This window comes from Proteiniclasticum sp. (assembly GCF_003514505.1).
Taxonomy (GTDB): Bacteria; Bacillota; Clostridia; order Clostridiales; family Clostridiaceae; genus Proteiniclasticum.
On sequence record NZ_DOPX01000032.1, the window covers coordinates 28,653 to 45,811 of the forward strand.

The following is a 17,159-nucleotide window of genomic DNA, read 5'->3' on the forward strand; positions in this document are numbered from 1 at the left end:
TTTCAAATGATTTGCATTGGAGTAGAATGACTTAGGATTCATAAAAAGTATATAATTTTGGAGGAAACATTGTGGATACAGCAATGATCATCGCGCTCTTAGGTGGGCTTGGTTTATTCTTATATGGTATGAAAATGATGGGAGACGGACTGGAGAATGCAGCTGGAAGCAGACTGAAATTCATTCTTGAAAAGGTCACATCCAGCCCATTAAAAGCGGTTCTTGTAGGTGCCTTTGTTACCATGCTCATTCAGTCCAGTTCTGCCACCACAGTCATGGTGGTCGGATTTGTGAACTCTGGACTTCTCAACCTGGTTCAAGCGGCGGGAATCATCATGGGTGCCAATATTGGTACCACGGTGACGGCGTTTCTGGTATCTCTTCATGTGGATGCCATTATACCGGTGTTTCTCTTTTCTGGTTCCATTCTGATGCTTTTCAGCAAGGCGAAGAAGAGAAAAGATGTGGCATCCATTGCCCTTGGTTTTGGTATTATGATGCTGGGTATGAGCCTTATGAGTGATGCCATGTATCCTCTAAGAGACTCTAAAATGTTCAGGGAGCTCATCGTTAGTCTTGGCAACCAGTGGTATCTTGGTCTGCTGGTAGGTCTTGGTATCACCCTGATCATACAGTCCAGTTCGGCAACAACGGGTATTCTGGTGGCGCTGACAAATACGGGAAGCATCACCATTCAGATTGCGTTTCCAATCATACTGGGTGCAAATATCGGAACTTGTATTACAGCTATTCTGTCTGCCATCACGGCAAATAAGACAGCAAAGAAAGCAGCTGTGATCCATCTCCTGTTCAACATGATTGGTGCATTGATTTTCCTCCCTCTGGGTGGACTTCTCATCTCTATCGTCATGAGAATCGCTCCTGAAAGCGTAAAGTATCAGATTTCCTTCATTCATCTGTTCTTTAATCTTTCCAATACTCTTATTCTTCTCCCCTTCAGACATCTGCTCATCACCATGGCCAACAAGATAGTAGGAGATGAGGTAAGGGTGGATACAGAAATTCTGGACAGAAGACTTCTTCAGACGCCAACCATCGCAGAAGGTCAGGTGGTGCTTGAAACTGTAAAACTGGCTGAACTTGCGAAGAAAAATGTGCATCTTGCCACAGAAGCGTTTCTGACGGGAGATCTGACCCACGAGGATGAGATTGCAAAAAATGAAGAAAGAATCAATGAAGTGACAGAGATCATCACAAACTTTCTAGTGGAGCTTTCTGCAACAGAAATCAACATTGAGGAGTTCAGAAGAATTGGTAACACCTATCATGTGATCAATGATATTGAAAGAGTGGGAGACCATGCGGAAAATATCCTTGAACTGGCCGTAGAGAAAAAGAAAAAAGAAGCAGACCTTACACCAGAGGGTGCTGAAGAGCTTCGTACGATTTTTGCGGAAACAGAGAATGCCATGAATATCGCCATTGGATGTTATAAAGAGAATGATAAGAATTATGCCATGAAAATTGAAGAGGTGGAAAGAAAGATTGATGCCCTTCAGAAAGAGTTCCGCCAGAGCCACATCAGGAGACTGCAGCAGGGAAGATTCAAAGCTCTGTCCAGCATTCTGTTCCTGGATGTCATTTCGAATCTGGAACGTGTGGGAGATCATGCGAAGAATATGGCTGATGTTGTGTCCGGAATTCAAGAAAGAGATTAAGAGACTTTTCGCGGAACGCTAAAGTACACCCCTAATGTTCATTGTTCCGATGAAAAATAAGTATAGAAAAGAGCTGAGATCGTGAGTGAGATCCCAGCTCTTTATTTTTTCTCGGTAATCGATGATTCATCCTATGAGCATATTATACATGTCCAACACTGGAAACGCTTTTTAATATACTGCAGGAGGCGCTTTTTACGGCCTGATGAATGGCCTTTTCCACCACATGGGCAGCAGCTGTGCCAAGCACTGTGACATCACAGGAAACCTCTCCATTTCCAAGTACAAAGAGTGTATCTCCATCCACCATGGTGTGGATAGGACGGATGGCTCTTGCCATACCATCTTGTGCCATGGAAGCTGCTTTATTTGCCTGGCTCTTGGTGAGATTTGCATTTGTTAGGATGCATCCGATGGTGGTGTTCCCTTTGAAACTTGCAGCATACCCCTTATAAAGAAGTTCCTCTGTATGAAGAAGCACATCACCCTGGCAGGGGCCTGCTAAAATCTTTTCTCCTTCATAGATGCTGCCAAAGGCATTGACGGCAATGATGCATCCAATTTTTAAGTCTCCCAGGGAAACAGCAAAGGATCCAATGCCGGACTTCATAGAAGCCTCTGGTCCCAGTATTTTACCCACAGTAGCACCTGTTCCAGCGCCGAAACTGCCATCCCTGTAGTTTCTCTCCATGGCGCTCTCTGCTGCCTTTAAACCCATGGCAGAGTCCGGTCTTTTTTTTGCGTTTTTATAACCCAGGTCATAAAGAACTGCCCCGGGTACGATGGGCACCTTTGCAAAACCTGTATCGAATCCGATGCCTTTCTCTTCTAGAAAAGTCATGACCCCTGAAGCGGCATCCAGTCCAAAGGCACTGCCGCCTGCAAGAAGAAGTCCGTGTACTTTGTCCACCATCTCTTCTGAAGCGATGAGATCCGTCTCTCTGGTACCAGGAGCCCCTCCTCTCACATCCACCCCAGGAGTTGCGCCTTCAGGGGAGAGAATCACAGTGCATCCGGTTCCTCCCTCCTGATCCTCTGCATTGCCGATATAAAAACCATCCAGTTCATGGATTGAAATCTCTTTCATGCTCATCGCTCCTCGTTTGCTTTTGATATCATTCTATCACAGGAATCTGGAAAGAAGAATGGGAGATAAAATCCGTCGTCTTCAGAAAATATTAAGAATGTAAAGGGTATCAAAAATATTTTTTCGGATTTTTTGTGAATATTTATACAAAAAGTGCATAAAGAGAAGTATATTTATGAACCACCTCTCTGAATAAGTTGGCGGTTGTAATTGCAGAATGGAATCGTTTTATGCAAGATTTGATTCAATTCGCCCCTAAAATGAAAGTTTAAGAAAATGTGAATTCAGATTGGAAAAGGAGACAAACACTCATCGGGAATAGGGGGTGCATGATTATGGAACCGTTGAATTTACAAGGGTTTTCATGGTTCAATGCCCACTTGAAACTATTAAAATCTGTGCTATGATGAGAGTGTAAAGAAGGTCGAAGGCCGTAAAATCATGAAAGAAAAACTTGCAGGATCATGACACTGATTTTAGAAAGTGCCTACACAAAATGATAATAATCATTCACTTATAAGGAGTGTACAAAAAGATATGGGTAAAAAGACAATCGTTCTAGGGGTAATTGGAGCCGACTGCCACGCGGTGGGAAACAAGATCCTCGACTATTCTCTTACAGAAGCAGGATTTCATGTGGTCAATATTGGAGTTCTTTCTCCACAGGAAGACTTCATCAATGCTGCCATTGAAACGGGAGCAGAAGTGATCATGGTTTCTTCTCTCTACGGTCACGGGGAAATTGACTGCAGAGGCATGAGAGAGAAGTGTGACGAAGCAGGACTTTCTGGAATTAAGCTGTATGTCGGTGGAAACATCGTAGTAGGAAAGCAGGACTTCCAGGAAGTGAAGAAGAGATTCATGCAGATGGGCTTTGACCGGGTATATCCACCTGGAACCACTGTTGCGACAGCCATTCATGACCTGAAGGAAGACTTGGGTTTACTTGAAGCTGTGGTAGGGGCTTAATGCGCCATGAAAGCATATCTATTTATTGATTTTGGCAGCACCTACACCAAGCTTACAGCAGTAAGCAAAGAGGAAGACCTCATCCTGGCCACTGCAAAATCATATACGACTGTGGAGACCGACGTGATGGAAGGGTTTGGAAAAGCTTTTGAGCTGCTCATGAATGATCTTCCCAATGATATAGAATTTGAACAGAAACTCGCCTGCTCTTCGGCTGCAGGCGGGTTAAAAATTGTCTCCATTGGCCTGGTGCCTGAGCTGACCATGGAAGCAGCAAAAAGAGCTGCGTTGGGTGCAGGGGCCAGAGTCACAGATGTATTCAGTTTTAAACTGAACCAGAGTGAAGTGAAGAGAATCAAGAATGCCAAGGCAGACATGATTCTTCTTGCAGGTGGAACCGATGGAGGAAATACAGACGTCATCATCCATAATGCCAGGATGCTGAAAGATGCGGAAATTAAGATTCCGGTGGTGGTTGCGGGGAACAAGAGCGCAAACGATGAGATCATTGAGATATTTGAAGGGCAGATGAATTATCACATCACAGAAAATGTGATGCCCAGTCTCAATCAGATCAACGTGGAGCCTGCCCGTGAGACCATACGGAATATTTTCATGGAAAATATTGTGAAAGCCAAAGGGATGTCCAAGGCCAAAGATCTCATCAATGGCATTCTGATGCCAACACCTGCAGCGGTGCTTAAAGCTGCCGAAGTGCTCAGTCAGGGGACAAAGCATGAAGATGGTATCGGCGACCTTGTTGTAGTGGACATTGGAGGAGCCACCACAGATGTGCACAGCGTTTGTGAAGGAGCGCCAAGCAAGCCTTCTGTGGTCTTAAGAGGACTGGAGGAGCCCGTGGCAAAGAGAACTGTTGAAGGGGACCTGGGGATGAGATACTCCGCTCTTTCTCTCTATGAGGCGGCAGGTAAAAGATATCTGAGACGTTATAAGCTCAGTCACCTGGAAGAGATGGATGTGGAGAAAGAGTTCACCTTCAGAAATGAGCATACAGATTTTGTGCCTTCCACGGAAGAGGAGCTTCAGTTTGATGAAGTCATGGCGAAAATCTGTGTGGACATCTCCATGAAGCGTCACGCGGGGACTGTGACGCCAGTCTATTCACCTCTAGGGATGATGTATTCCCAGGAAGGCAAGGATCTCATGGAGCTTCCCTATTTGGTAGGTACCGGTGGTGTCATTGTGAACTCCAGAAATCCGGAAGAGATCCTGAAAGCGGGACTGTTCCATGAAGAGGATCTGGAATCGTTAAAGCCAAGACATCCGAAGTATCTCATTGATGAAAAATATGTACTCTCCGCCCTTGGATTACTGGCCATGGTGGACGAGGAAAAAGCCTTACGAATGCTGAAAAAATATGTTGTGAAATGTTAGGAGAAAAAAATGGACCTGCAAAACAAAAAACTCTCAGAAGAGCAATTTTTTAAGATCCGGGAAGAGATTCTCACTCACTGGCCCACAGGAAAAGATGTGGACCTGACAGAAGCTGTAGAGTATCTGAAGAAAGTACCTGATGAGAAGAACTTTGCCAAAAAGCTCAGAAAAGCCAAGGAAGAAGGGGTGACCCTGGCGCAGCCAAGAGCAGGTGTGGCGCTTATCAGTGAACACATCAAGCTGCTGAACTACCTGGAAGAGGAAGGTGGTGCAGATCTTCTGCCCTCCACCATTGATTCCTACACAAGACAGAACCGCTATAATGAATGCCAGGTGGGCATCGACGAATCCATCAAGGCGGGAAGATCTCTCCTCAATGGATTCCCAGCGGTGAATCATGGGGTCAAGGGCTGTAGAGAAGTCTATGAGTCCATCAAGAATCCCATCCAGGCAAGACACGGCACACCGGATGCAAGACTTTTAAGTGAAATCATCACCGCTTCCGGATGGACTTCCAATGAGGGCGGAGGCATCAGCTATAACATTCCCTACGCCAAGAGCGTATCCATGGAAAGAACCATCAGAGACTGGCAGTACTGCGACAGACTCACCGGATGGTATCAGGAGCAGGGGATTGAACTGAACCGTGAACCTTTCGGACCACTGACAGGTACCTTGGTGCCCCCTTCCATCTCCAATACTGTGGCGATTCTCGAAGCGCTTCTTGCAGCAGAGCAGGGCGTGAAGAACATCACCGTAGGCTATGGACAGTGTGGAAACATCATCCAGGACGTGGCAGCCATCCGTGCTCTGGAAGAGCAGACAGAAGAATATCTGAAAAGATTCGGTTACAACGATGTGTTTGTCACCACTGTGTTCCATCAGTGGATGGGCGGGTTCCCAGCCGATGAAGCCAAGGCTTTTGGTGTCATCTCTCTAGGCGCAGCTACTGCAGCCATGGCAGGAGCCACCAAGGTGATTGTAAAGACGCCTCATGAAGCTTTGGGGATTCCAACCATGGAAGCCAATGCACAGGGCATCAGAGACACTAAGATGACCCTCAACATGCTCCGGGGACAGAGAATGCCCATGAGCAAGGAACTGGAAATGGAAATCAAGATCATCAAGGCGGAAACCAAGTGCATGCTGGACAGCGTCTATGAAGTGGGCAAGGGAGACTTTGCTAGAGGCACGGTGGAAGCCTTTAAGCTGGGCATTGTGGACATTCCATTTGCGCCAAGCAAATATAACGCTGGAAAGATGATGCCAGCCAGAGACAACCAGGGAGCGGTAAGATACCTGATGCCAGGAAATCTTCCCTTCACCCAGGACCTCATAGATTTCAACAAAGAAAAACTCATGGAGAGAGGACGCTTTGAAAACAGAGACGTGACTTTCCAGATGACAGTAGACGATATTTTTGCCGTTGGTAAGGGAAATCTCATCGGCAGACCGGAGGAAAAGAAGTAAAATGAAGATTATTGATGTGGTGTGTTCAGAAGGCAGAACCGGGTTTTATTTTGATGACCAGAAGGCCATTGTGAATGGTGCGGGTCATGATGGATTTATGTATGTGGGAGAACCAGAGACCGAAGGTTTCACTTCCATCAGGGTTCCAGGAGAAAGCATCTCTGTGATGCTGATTCTTGAAAATGGAGAAATCGCTCATGGAGACTGTGCTGCGGTCCAGTACTCCGGTGCAGGTGGAAGAGATCCTCTTTTCATCGCAAAGGATTTTATTCCAGTCATTGAAGACATAGCAAAGAAGCATCTCATTGGTAAAGATGCCTCTTCGTTCAAGCCTCTGGCCGATGAGATCGACAGCCTTTCTTATGAAGGGAAAAGACTGCATACCGCCATCCGTTATGGGATGACCCAGGCGCTGCTGGATGCGGCAGCCAAGTGCAACAGAGTCACCATGGCTGAGATCGTGCAGAAGGAATATGAAACTGGGGTGGAACTAAGCCGTGTGCCGATCTTCGCCCAGAGTGGAGATGACAGGTATAACAACGTGGACAAGATGATCATCAAGGGCACCGACGTCATGCCTCATGCACTGATCAACAATGTGAAGGAAAAGCTCGGTGAAAACGGAGAGATCCTTTTAAACTACATCACCTGGATGAGAAATAGAGTGCTTCAGTATAAGATGACAGAAGACTATACCCCAATCTTCCATGTGGATGTTTATGGCACCATCGGAAGAATCTTTAACCAGGATCTGGAGAAGATGGCCGATTATCTGAAGACACTGGAAGAAGCTGCAAAGCCATTCCTTCTTAGAATCGAAGGTCCTATGGATGTGGGCGAAAGAACGAAACAAATGGAAGCGCTTCGAGACCTCACGAAGATCCTTGATGATCGAAACATCCATGTGGAGCTGGTGGCAGATGAGTGGTGCAACACCTATGATGATGTGGTGTACTTTGCAGACAATAAGGCGGGTCACATGATTCAGGTGAAGACACCAGATCTTGGCGGCGTGAACAATTCCATTGAAGCCATCCTTTACTGCAAGGAAAAAGGTATTGGTGCCTATCTTGGCGGAACCTGCAATGAGACCAACAGAAGTGCAGAGGTCTGCACCAACATCGGTATGGCCTGCGGAGCCAAGCAGGTGCTGGCAAAGCCTGGTATGGGTGTGGATGAAGGCTTTATGATCGTCAACAACGAAATGAACAGAGTGCTGGCGCTGGCCAAAAGAAGACAGAATCAGTAGATAGGTGAGTATGCCGCACAAGCTATGGAATGTAGGAAGTGCGGCATTTCTATTTGAGTCGTACAAAGAGCAGAAAAAGGTGGATAAGAGATGAAAATAATTGATGCGAGAAAGGTCACGGAAGAAGTCAAGAAACTGGTCATGGATGCCAATTACTTCCTGCCCGAGGATGTCATGGCCTCTCTTCGGGAACAGAAGAAAAAAGAGAAGTGGATCCTGGCCACCAATACCTTGGGGATGATCATCGAAAATGCGGAAATCGCTGAAAGAGATATGGTGCCCATGTGTCAGGACACCGGCATGGTGGTAGTCTTTGTGGAGATGGGACAGGAAGTCCACATTGAAAATGGACTATTGGAGGATGCCATAAACCAGGGAATCCGGGAGGGTTATGAAGAAGGGCTTCTTCGTAAATCCGTGGTGGGAGATCCTTTAAACCGAAAGAATACGGGAGACAATACACCAGGGGTCATCCACTATGAGCTGGTGGCAGGAGATGCCTTAAAAATTATGGTGGCGCCAAAAGGATTTGGTTCTGAGAACATGTCCCGCCTGAAGATGCTGAAGCCCTCTGAAGGAGTCGAAGGAGTCAAGCAGTTTATCCTAGAGACCGTGGAGCTGGCTGGACCCAATGCGTGCCCACCCATGGTGGTTGGCGTTGGTATTGGGGGCACCTTTGACAAGGTGACCTATCTGGCGAAGAAGGCGCTCATGAGAAGGCTGGAAGACTACAACGAGAATCCCTACTATGCGGAGATGGAAAAAGAGCTTCTTCAAACCATCAATGCCATGGGCATCGGACCCCAGGGCTTTGGGGGAGAGACCACAGCCCTGAAGGTGGCCATCGAGTACTTCCCGACCCACATCGCAGGACTGCCTGTGGCCGTGAACATCAACTGTCATGCCACCCGTCATAAGGAGGTGACCTTATAATGGAGATAAAACTGACAACGCCACTAACAAGAGAAAAGGTCATGCATCTGAAGCCTGGAGACAATGTGCTTTTATCAGGAACCATCTATGCCGCAAGAGATGCTGCCCATAAAAAGCTCATGGAGCGTCTGGACAACGGAGAAGCGCTGCCCTTTGACATTGAGGGAGCGGTGATCTATTATGTAGGACCCACCCCCACAAGAGAAGGAGAAGTCATCGGGTCTGCGGGACCTACCACCAGTCTTCGAATGGATGCTTATACCCCAAGACTTCTGGATCTTGGACTCATGGGCATGATTGGCAAGGGAAAGAGAAATGATGAAGTGAAGAGAAAAATGGTGGAGCATGGAGCCATCTACTTTGCCGCCATCGGTGGCGCAGGGGCTCTCATCAAAAAGACCATCCTGGCGCAGGAAACCATCGCTTATGAAGAGCTTGGGCCAGAGGCCATCCGAAGATTGGATGTGAAGGATTTCCCAGTGACTGTCATCATTGACAGCAAGGGAAATGATCTTTATGAACTGGGCAGAGAGCAGTATCTTGCCTGGAAGAAAGAGGAAGAAGAAAAGTAGAACAATATATGAGAGGCAGTGGAAGCATGATGTGACCACTGCTTTGTTTTTAATTTTAGAAAAAAAGGATTCATGGCAAGGCTTTTGAGGATGTGATACGCTACCCATAGCAGGTTTCCCACCCGATATCTCAAAATAGAGCAAAAAGGCGCTATTGGGTGGGGAAAGAAAAAAACTTCTGAGATTCTGTAACGAAACGTCATCTATATACTCATATCAGTAACAGGAGGTGGAAGGTGAAGGATGTAGGAAAGCTTTACGAAGAATATTTTCAGACGGTGTACAAGTACCTGTATGTACTTTCAGGCAGTGCAGACTTATCCGAAGATCTGACCCAGGAAACCTTCTATCAGGCGGTGAAAAGCTACAAGGAGTTCCGTGGGGACTGTAAGGTCTCTGTCTGGCTCTGCCAGATTGCAAAGCATCTTTGGTATAAGGAAGCGAAAAGAAGAAATCTGTATCAACCGGAACCTCTGGAAGAGATTATGGATACTCTGGCATCGGGGGAAGAGACAGAGACGGAGATGCTGGAAAGGGAAGAGAAGAAAATTCTCTATGAAAGAATCGAAAAACTTGAGGAGAAGACTCGGGAGGTTATGCAGTTAAGGCTTTCTGGGGATTTGAGTTTCAGAGAGATTGGAGAGATTCTTGGACGCACAGAAAACTGGGCGCGGGTAACTTTTTACAGAGGAAAGCAGAAGATCATGGAGGTGGAAACAAATGAAAAGTGAGATGGAGTGCAGCATTGTTGAAGATCTGCTCCCGAGTTTTGTGGAGGAGCTCACAAGGGAAGAAACCAATGAGTTTATAAAAGAGCATCTGCAAGGCTGTGCATCCTGCAGAAAAAAAGCGGAGAGTCTCTCTCATGAGATGGAGCATGTGGAGAAAGCGCCAGAAAGAGAACTGAAGTTTTTAAAAAAAGTGAAGAAAACAAAGCTTCTTGGCGCAGTGCTGAGTGCACTTTTTGCGCTGGTTATTGCTTTTGGTATCTACAGTTATGAGTTCAGATACACCTTGGTTCAAGGAGATTTATCAAAAGCTGTGACGGAGTATGTCTACCCTTTTGAAAAGGAGTTTGAAGGGTATGCCCTGGAGACCCTGCGTCTTGAGGAGGGCGCTCTTCTTGTTTCTTTTAAGGATCTGAAGAGAGAGACGAGAAACGGTGTTGCAGAATTTGAAAAGGGAGTCAATGGTAAGTATCGGATCATCCGGGCGGATCTAAGAACTTCATCCTACAGTTCTGTGATCCAGACATTTTACTGGGAAGACCAGGAAGAAAAAAAAGTGGTGGTCAGCGGATACAGTCTTTCCAAAGACATTGCACGGTACGGGCTGGAGTTCAGTGCTTATAAGTCACCAGGATGGGTATCGGATGAGAGAGTAGAGAGGACCCTTACATTTCCTGTGAAAAACCTGCAGTTTCTGGAAGTCTTTTCTTTAGAGGCTCTGGTGGAGGAGCTGAAAAAAAGTGAGAATGAGGAGCTATACAATTATCATCTTACAGATGTGTCATTTTATGATGAGACAGGAGAAGACATCAGAGAGTCTCTTCTTGTAGGAGAGTCTGGAAATCAGAGAGGCAGCGGCATTGGATCCGCTGAGCTGTGGCTTGTGTATGTGCTGATGTTTTTAGTGCTGGGGTTTGGCGCCATCATGGTCCGGTACTTTTTGACGGACTAGAATCCACCACAGTCATATACTCATAAGGCGTCAGAAAAAGCATTGTCCTATGGAATAAAATTGTGCATACTAGATAGTGACAATAAGTATTATTCAAATAAGACATCATGGAGGAGTAACTATGTTTATATTGCGGGATAAGTCTGTGGAAAAAGCCATAAGAGCTGTGGATCCTTCTGCAAAGGTAGATAACGTACTGTATCTCATCATTCTCAATGGCGTAGAGGATGATGAGCGGATTCTTTGGACCAAAAGAAAGAAAATACTAGGATGGATGGCACTTGCTTCTTTCATCCTCTATGTGCTGTTTTTGGAGATCAGGCTTTTCAATATACTGTTCCTTTTATCCGTGGCTTTCTGGAGCGGCACCTCAGGCTTTCTGAATGACACCGGGTTTGTGGTTCTGGATGAAAGAGGGTACACGCTGTATGTGCTTAATAAGTGGCAGACAAAGGTTACGGCTGTATATCCGCTTTCTTTTGAGGAGATAGAGTCATGCGAGCCTGCCGATCGGATTCTTAGAAAACGAACCGCACATCTTCATCTCTATGTGAAAGAAAAGTACTTTCATGTCATAGTCAGCAGAAGAACTTTAGGCTTGAAAAAGCAGAAGAGAAGCTTTCATGAGATGATGTCAGATTTTACAGAGAAAACTTACCGCAAAGATCTGGATTTTTACAATTTTGATACAGAGGAATAGGGCAGTGTATGATTGCACTGGTGTATAAGGCAATGAGTAATGGAGCTCATCGCCTTTTCTCTTTAGAGGGAAATCCTTATGGACAGATCATTCTATCCGTTTCACCGGAATCCAGATTTCACTGTAGGAAACATCTTGTAGATCAGTAGTCATTTTAGTGAAGGAGAAGAAGGGTAGAGGTAGCAGCTCATAGCTTGAAGCTGGCAGCCACTCACCGTAGATTCTCGCCATGGTGTCTTGAAGAGTTTTTGGAAAAGGGCCTTCATTTGGGAACACTGCCCAGGCAGCTTCCGGGACAGGGACCAGCTCCAAGCCTTCTCCTGCAGTTTCTTCTGTGGTGAGGACTCCAATGAGGTGGGTAAGATAACCATCTTCTTTCTGAAAATGAAAATCTGCCTCATAGGATGCGTTGATGATTTCCATAGGTTCGACGTTTTTCAGTCGATGGAGCTCTTCCCGCTGCTCTTTGGTGATGCTTTTTGCAAGGTTCACAATCTCCTCGTTGACTCCTTCAAACTGCATGGGAACGCGCCTGCTGACACCGGCAAAGTAAAACGCTGGTTTTTCAATGATTTGATACTCCATTTTAGTACCTCCTTGTACTTTGATCACAAAGCTGATTCTTTGAAAGGAAAAACCTCTACCACTTTTTTGTACTTCAGAGGGGAGTGAACCGCTCCACTTTTTAAATGCCCTTGTGAATCCGTCCAGTGACTGGTATCCATACCGATATGAAACCTCAGTGACGTGGGCTCCCTGCAAAAGATCCTCACTGGCTTCAGAAAGCCTCCTTCCCTTAACGTACTCACTGAGCGTGTATCCGCTGAGATGATAAAAGATCTGACGGAAATGATAGTCAGACACACCAGCAAAGGATGAGATTTTATCCAGGGACAGGTCTTCGTCGGTGAGATGGTCCTCAATGTAATCCATGACCTGATTCAGTTCTTTCAGCATAGGGGCACTTCCTTTCTTATCACCAGTGTATCGGAGGGAAAAGCAAAAGACTCGACTTTTTTCTTCTTATTGTATCGTATCGCGTCACATCAGAAAATAGACGAACCTATGGATCATTTACAGCGGCGAGGAGAAGAAGTATTTAAATGTGAAGAGAAAAGCAGCTTTTTATCCTTCCATCACACGTGATATTCTCTGATATGTTTTCGGTTAAGATTTTCTTTGGATAACCAGAAATTGTGATAGAATGAAAACAAAGTTTAGTTCGCGATGAGGGGGGAAGAAGATGGAAACAGCAGACAAACAGACGCTCAGGAAGGATTCTGACAGGATATATAAAGTAACAGTCTCTCTCCTTTCTGGACTTATGGGACTGATACTGATCTATGCCTCCATCAGGCTCAATTTCAGTGGATTCAGGCTGAATTTTGTCTGGAGCATCGGGTTTCCACTTCTTGTGAGCCTGGCCTGGGGACCTTTTTATGGACTCATCAGTGCATTTTTTGGTGGAACTGTTCTGTACCCTTTTATACTGGGCTTTTCCAATGGATGGGCATCCTTGGTGCCAGCCCTGTCGTTTCTCCTCTGGATTTATCTCCATGGAAAAGGAACAGAGTGGAGAAGAAAAGAAAGGGTTTGGCTCAATAATCTATACGTGATTCAGGCCTTGCACGCCGCATTGCGATGGATGTTGTACAGCACTCTTTTTCCGCTTCTCTTCCGCTGGAATCCTCCTTTCTGGAACCCACAGGCGGTGACGGAAATCAGCAGAGGTATCGTGGTGCTTTTTGTCATGAGAGGAATCCTCATGGAGTCTGTGCTCGTTGCGGTCTGTGATGCAGTGCTTCTTCTCCCTCCAGTAAGAAGGATTCTACGACTGAAGTCCCCCTCTTCCAGCAGGTACAGCGGACGGATCATGGCAGGGATGGTTTCTTTTGGGCTTCTTTTCATTGGCTTTATTCTTTCCATCCAGAACGGCATCATTGAGGAGAAAAGGATCGGAGAGTGGCTGATGCCTCCAGACGATAAAACGAAAGTGACGCTGTTCCTGTCCGCCATTTTATTCATCATCATGGGCGGCATTGCGGTGCGGTATTTTCAGAGAGCTCTAGAAAACCAGGAGTCTCTTCTTAAAAGCGAAAAGAAGTACATGACCATTTTTGAAGGAATCCATGATCTTTACCTTGAAACCACCTTGGGCGGCAAGGTTCTTATTGCTTCTCCTTCGGTGAAGGAGATCCTCGGCTATGAGGTGGAGGAGCTTCTTACAAAGAACATGGAAGACCTTTACCTGGATCCATTTGTCCGGGAAGAGCTGGTGGAGCTTTTGAAAGAAGAGAAAGAAGTGAACAACTTTGAAGTGGTCATTCTTGGAAAAGAAGGAGAGCGCCATTATCTGTGGCTCCATGCCAAAATAGAAGAGCAGGATGGACAGCCGAAGATTATTTCAGTGGGGAGAGATGTGACCAATTATCAGAAGGCCATGGATGAAGTGCGCACACTCAATCAGGAGCTCAGCCAAAGGGTAGAGGAAAGAACAAAGGATCTTCAGAAGGCGGTATCGGAGCTGGAAAGCTTCTCTTATACCATTTCCCATGACTTGAAATCTCCCTTAAAGGCCATTGATGCCTATGTGAAGATGCTCAAGGAGGACCTGGCAGACGCCATTAAAGAGGATCCCAAGGACATGCTGCATCAGATTGAGAAAACATCAACGGAGATGATTGCCCTCATTGATCAGCTGCTGCAGTATTCAGTGGTATCCAAAACCCAGCTGAAGATGGAGTGGATTCATGTGCGGGAAGAAGTGCTGTCCCTGTTTCTGGAGCAGAAAGCTTCCTGTGAGGAGAGAAACATCGTTCTTCAGATGGAGGAGTCCCTTCCTGATCTATGGGCGGACCGGATGCTCTTCAGGCAGGCTCTAAGAAACATTCTGTCCAATGCAGTGAAGTTTACGAAAAACGTAGAGCAAGCAGTGGTTGAGGTGCAGGCTGAGAATACGGACAAAGGATATATCCTCACCATCAGAGACAATGGTGCGGGATTTGACATGGAAGATAAAGATAAACTCTTTGAAGTGCTTCAAAGGCTCCACAATAGAGAAGAGTATGAAGGGACAGGCATTGGTCTTGCCACCGTCAAAAAAATCATGGAAAAGCATCAGGGAGAGATCACCATGGAAGGAAAAAAAGGAGCAGGCGCTGTGGTACATCTGATATTTCCTCAAAAAGGAGAGAGAAAACAATGAAAAGACCATGGAAGGTCATGATTGTGGATGATATGGAAGTATTCAGAAGGCAGATCCGTAGACTGCCTCTGTGGAGCGAAGACTCTTCTTTCCTTCTTCATGCGGAAGCGGCGGATGGGATAGAAGCCCTTCGGATGCTGGAAAAAGAACCGGTGGATCTTCTCATCTCAGACATCCGAATGCCTCGGATGGATGGACTGTCTCTGCTGAAAGAAGTGAAGGCCAGAAATCTTTCGAAGTATGTGGTGTTTCTCAGCGACTATGCGGAGTTCTCTTTGGCGAAGGAAGCCATTGCTTACGGCATTTTTGATTATCTCGTAAAACCGGTGAAAGAAGAGGAGCTTCGGAGCATGTTTCTGAAAGTTTCGGCTCATCTATCCCAGGTGGAAAAGGAAAAAGAAGAAAAGAGACTTCTGGAAGAAAAGCTTTTAGATAGTGTGGACCTGTACTATCCTCAAAAGGAAGTGCTGGATCTCACAGAAAAGATCGTTTCTGGACAGGAAGATGCGTTAAAGAGAAGTGCATCCTTAGTGAAAACCGCCTACGAAGCCCTGAATCTAGATCTTTTGAAAACCGCCCTGGTGCTGGAGAAGGTCTATGAGGAGATTCTTCTGGAGGTGGAGAGAAGAAGTCCCTGGCTGGCACCCCTCTATCCTCACTACCAAATGAGCAGATCCCGATTGTCCAAAGAGGCATCGATTCAAGAACTGGAACTTCAGTTTATGGATCGAATTGACAGACTGGTAAGCATCATGGCGTACCTTTTGCCGGATAAAGGAGAGCATCCCCTGGTGAGGGAGCTGGAAGAGTTTATCCTGCTCCATCCTGAAGGAAAGCTGACTCTGGACCGCTTGGCGGAAAAGTTCTACCTCACCAAAAATCATCTGGGTGAAGTGTTTAAGGAGGAGACGGGACTGACCTTAGGAGAATATCTTTTCCGTGTCAAAGTCCAGCGGGCCATGGTGCTTCTTCAGGAGGAGGAGCTGAGAAGCTATGAGATTGCTGAGCGGCTGGGGTATCAAAGCGCCGAGTACTTTGCAAAGCAGTTTAGAAAAGCCACGGGAGAAACGCCCATGGAGTACCGTGCCCGGATGAAGGAAGAGAAGATTGATTAGAAATTAACGAATCCGTGTTTTGTTGGGGTGCTGCCCTTGTTTTGTGCATTCTGATTTCCTGGAAAGATTAGTATGATAAATACGTAACAAAAACCAGGAATGAAGATCAAAATAAAACAAATAAGGGGTACAGAATATGAACAAAAACATAAGCAATCTTCTTAAAGGAATCACTGCTCTTGGCCTTGTGCTGACTCTTTCCGGATGTGCAGCAAAGGAAGCGCCACAGGTTGAAACACCAGCAGAAACACCAGCGGAAACACCTCAGGAAGAGGAAAAAGTGGAAGCCTCCGAATGGAGCATCCAGCCAAAGCTTGGCATCACCAAGGGAGACTACTTCCGCGTGGAGGAACGTTTCAGACAGGGGCACTTGGGGATTCTTGAAGTGGTCATGAATGGAGATGAGATGGTTCTTGTGGAGTTCAATGAAATGACAAGACCCAACTACTACAACAGATTTTATCAGAATGTGCCAAAGCGTACATCAGAATACAACTATGATATGAAGGCTGTAAAGGGCGCTGCCTGGATTGAAAGCGTTCTTCTCGTAGAAAAGCAGATGATGGAATCCCAGAGCCTCACTGGAGAGTTTGAAGTTGTTTCAGGAGCTTCCAACAGCATCAACCAGTCCATGCTTCCTCTGGCAGAAAAGCTGTCTGCACTGATGGCTGAGCCTGCCACTGAAAAGTACTATGAGATCTCTGAAGAACTGGGCGGCGGACTTACAGGCCGTCTTCAGGTGACCCTGAAAGACAAGAAGATCACCTCTGTCAGATACGATGAGATATTTGCTGATGCAGCAAAAGACATCGAAGCACCGGCACAGAAAATGTACTATGGTCTTTCCAAGTATGGTTCTGTACAGTATGATGAGCCATCCAGAATCGGATTCAATGTTCAGATGGATGCACTGAATGCAAAGGTAGTGGAAACTCAGGATCTTCTGGATCTAAGTGAGCTTCCAGCCATCGATGAATCCGGAAACTACGCTTCCAGCGGATTCACCGTGAGAAACGGCGCTTGGGACAACTACCTGAAACTTGCAAACACCCTTCTTACAGAAATGAAGGCAGATGGAAATTTCTAACAGCTCTCTATAGCTTGA

General features: G+C 46.1%; 15 protein-coding genes. 13 read left to right on the plus strand and 2 right to left on the minus strand.

Annotation, left to right across the window (positions count from 1 at the left end):
- Positions 1-83 precede the first annotated feature (83 nt).
- Positions 84-1,679, plus strand: a complete 1,596-nt coding sequence (locus tag DEF30_RS10935; RefSeq protein WP_294099435.1) for a Na/Pi cotransporter family protein — start codon at positions 84-86, stop codon at positions 1,677-1,679.
- 142 nt (positions 1,680-1,821) lie between these two features.
- On the opposite strand, the gene DEF30_RS10940 is transcribed toward DEF30_RS10935, so the two are convergent.
- A complete protein-coding gene (locus DEF30_RS10940) occupies positions 1,822-2,766 on the minus strand; it encodes a P1 family peptidase (protein ID WP_294099240.1) in 945 nt (314 codons plus the stop codon).
- 537 nt (positions 2,767-3,303) lie between these two features.
- Between DEF30_RS10940 and glmS the strand changes: the two genes are divergently transcribed.
- From glmS to DEF30_RS10985, 9 genes are all read left to right on the plus strand, one after another.
- Complete coding sequence (gene glmS / locus DEF30_RS10945; RefSeq protein WP_031577301.1) at positions 3,304-3,735, plus strand: methylaspartate mutase subunit S; 432 nt, start codon at positions 3,304-3,306, stop codon at positions 3,733-3,735.
- Positions 3,736-3,741: 6 nt separating this feature from the next.
- Positions 3,742-5,130 (plus strand): methylaspartate mutase accessory protein GlmL, encoded by a 1,389-nt coding sequence (glmL, locus tag DEF30_RS10950; protein ID WP_294099244.1) that lies wholly within the window; start codon positions 3,742-3,744, stop codon positions 5,128-5,130.
- Positions 5,131-5,139: 9 nt separating this feature from the next.
- Positions 5,140-6,600 (plus strand): methylaspartate mutase subunit E, encoded by a 1,461-nt coding sequence (locus tag DEF30_RS10955; RefSeq protein WP_294099247.1) that lies wholly within the window; start codon positions 5,140-5,142, stop codon positions 6,598-6,600.
- Position 6,601: 1 nt separating this feature from the next.
- A complete protein-coding gene (locus DEF30_RS10960) occupies positions 6,602-7,849 on the plus strand; it encodes a methylaspartate ammonia-lyase (protein WP_294099250.1) in 1,248 nt (415 codons plus the stop codon).
- A 90-nt stretch (positions 7,850-7,939) separates the two neighbouring features.
- Positions 7,940-8,782 (plus strand): fumarate hydratase, encoded by an 843-nt coding sequence (locus DEF30_RS10965; RefSeq protein WP_294099253.1) that lies wholly within the window; start codon positions 7,940-7,942, stop codon positions 8,780-8,782.
- On the plus strand, positions 8,782-9,354 hold the full coding sequence (locus DEF30_RS10970) for a Fe-S-containing hydro-lyase (RefSeq protein WP_294099254.1): 573 nt from the start codon (positions 8,782-8,784) through the stop codon (positions 9,352-9,354). The genes DEF30_RS10965 and DEF30_RS10970 overlap by 1 nt, the downstream gene beginning before the upstream one ends.
- 236 nt (positions 9,355-9,590) lie before the next feature.
- Positions 9,591-10,085, plus strand: coding sequence for a sigma-70 family RNA polymerase sigma factor (locus tag DEF30_RS10975; RefSeq protein WP_294099256.1), 495 nt, complete (start codon positions 9,591-9,593; stop codon positions 10,083-10,085).
- Positions 10,075-11,034 carry a zf-HC2 domain-containing protein gene (locus DEF30_RS10980; protein WP_294099257.1) on the plus strand — a complete coding sequence of 320 codons (960 nt, stop codon included), beginning with the start codon at positions 10,075-10,077 and terminating at the stop codon, positions 11,032-11,034. Before DEF30_RS10975 ends, DEF30_RS10980 begins: the two co-directional genes overlap by 11 nt.
- A 121-nt stretch (positions 11,035-11,155) precedes the next feature.
- Positions 11,156-11,734, plus strand: a complete 579-nt coding sequence (locus DEF30_RS10985) for a hypothetical protein (RefSeq protein ID WP_294099259.1) — start codon at positions 11,156-11,158, stop codon at positions 11,732-11,734.
- Positions 11,735-11,821: 87 nt separating this feature from the next.
- On the opposite strand, the gene DEF30_RS10990 is transcribed toward DEF30_RS10985, so the two are convergent.
- On the minus strand, positions 11,822-12,691 hold the full coding sequence (locus DEF30_RS10990; RefSeq protein WP_294099260.1) for an AraC family transcriptional regulator: 870 nt from the start codon (positions 12,689-12,691) through the stop codon (positions 11,822-11,824).
- Between the two features lie 286 nt (positions 12,692-12,977).
- On the opposite strand from DEF30_RS10990, the gene DEF30_RS10995 reads away from it, so the two are divergent.
- The 3 genes from DEF30_RS10995 to DEF30_RS11005 all read left to right on the plus strand — a co-directional run bounded on the left by DEF30_RS10995 (position 12,978) and on the right by DEF30_RS11005 (position 17,141).
- Positions 12,978-14,939 (plus strand): ATP-binding protein, encoded by a 1,962-nt coding sequence (locus DEF30_RS10995; protein ID WP_294099261.1) that lies wholly within the window; start codon positions 12,978-12,980, stop codon positions 14,937-14,939.
- Positions 14,936-16,054 carry a response regulator gene (locus DEF30_RS11000; protein WP_294099263.1) on the plus strand — a complete coding sequence of 373 codons (1,119 nt, stop codon included), beginning with the start codon at positions 14,936-14,938 and terminating at the stop codon, positions 16,052-16,054. Before DEF30_RS10995 ends, DEF30_RS11000 begins: the two co-directional genes overlap by 4 nt.
- Before the next feature lie 136 nt (positions 16,055-16,190).
- A complete protein-coding gene (locus DEF30_RS11005; RefSeq protein ID WP_294099265.1) occupies positions 16,191-17,141 on the plus strand; it encodes an FMN-binding protein in 951 nt (316 codons plus the stop codon).
- The last annotated feature ends 18 nt before the right edge of the window (positions 17,142-17,159 follow it).

Coding starts and splice junctions, on each gene's coding strand:
- glmL (WP_294099244.1), top strand. CDS start 3,742: ATGAAAGCATATCTATTTATTGATTTTGGCAGCACCTACACCAAGCTT.
- DEF30_RS10995 (WP_294099261.1), top strand. CDS start 12,978: ATGGAAACAGCAGACAAACAGACGCTCAGGAAGGATTCTGACAGGATA.
- DEF30_RS10960 (WP_294099250.1), top strand. CDS start 6,602: ATGAAGATTATTGATGTGGTGTGTTCAGAAGGCAGAACCGGGTTTTAT.
- DEF30_RS10970 (WP_294099254.1), top strand. CDS start 8,782: ATGGAGATAAAACTGACAACGCCACTAACAAGAGAAAAGGTCATGCAT.
- DEF30_RS10985 (WP_294099259.1), top strand. CDS start 11,156: ATGTTTATATTGCGGGATAAGTCTGTGGAAAAAGCCATAAGAGCTGTG.
- glmS (WP_031577301.1), top strand. CDS start 3,304: ATGGGTAAAAAGACAATCGTTCTAGGGGTAATTGGAGCCGACTGCCAC.
- DEF30_RS10965 (WP_294099253.1), top strand. CDS start 7,940: ATGAAAATAATTGATGCGAGAAAGGTCACGGAAGAAGTCAAGAAACTG.
- DEF30_RS10990 (WP_294099260.1), bottom strand. CDS start 12,691: ATGCTGAAAGAACTGAATCAGGTCATGGATTACATTGAGGACCATCTC.
- DEF30_RS10940 (WP_294099240.1), bottom strand. CDS start 2,766: ATGAAAGAGATTTCAATCCATGAACTGGATGGTTTTTATATCGGCAAT.
- DEF30_RS11000 (WP_294099263.1), top strand. CDS start 14,936: ATGAAAAGACCATGGAAGGTCATGATTGTGGATGATATGGAAGTATTC.
- DEF30_RS10935 (WP_294099435.1), top strand. CDS start 84: ATGATCATCGCGCTCTTAGGTGGGCTTGGTTTATTCTTATATGGTATG.
- DEF30_RS11005 (WP_294099265.1), top strand. CDS start 16,191: ATGAACAAAAACATAAGCAATCTTCTTAAAGGAATCACTGCTCTTGGC.
- DEF30_RS10980 (WP_294099257.1), top strand. CDS start 10,075: ATGAAAAGTGAGATGGAGTGCAGCATTGTTGAAGATCTGCTCCCGAGT.
- DEF30_RS10955 (WP_294099247.1), top strand. CDS start 5,140: ATGGACCTGCAAAACAAAAAACTCTCAGAAGAGCAATTTTTTAAGATC.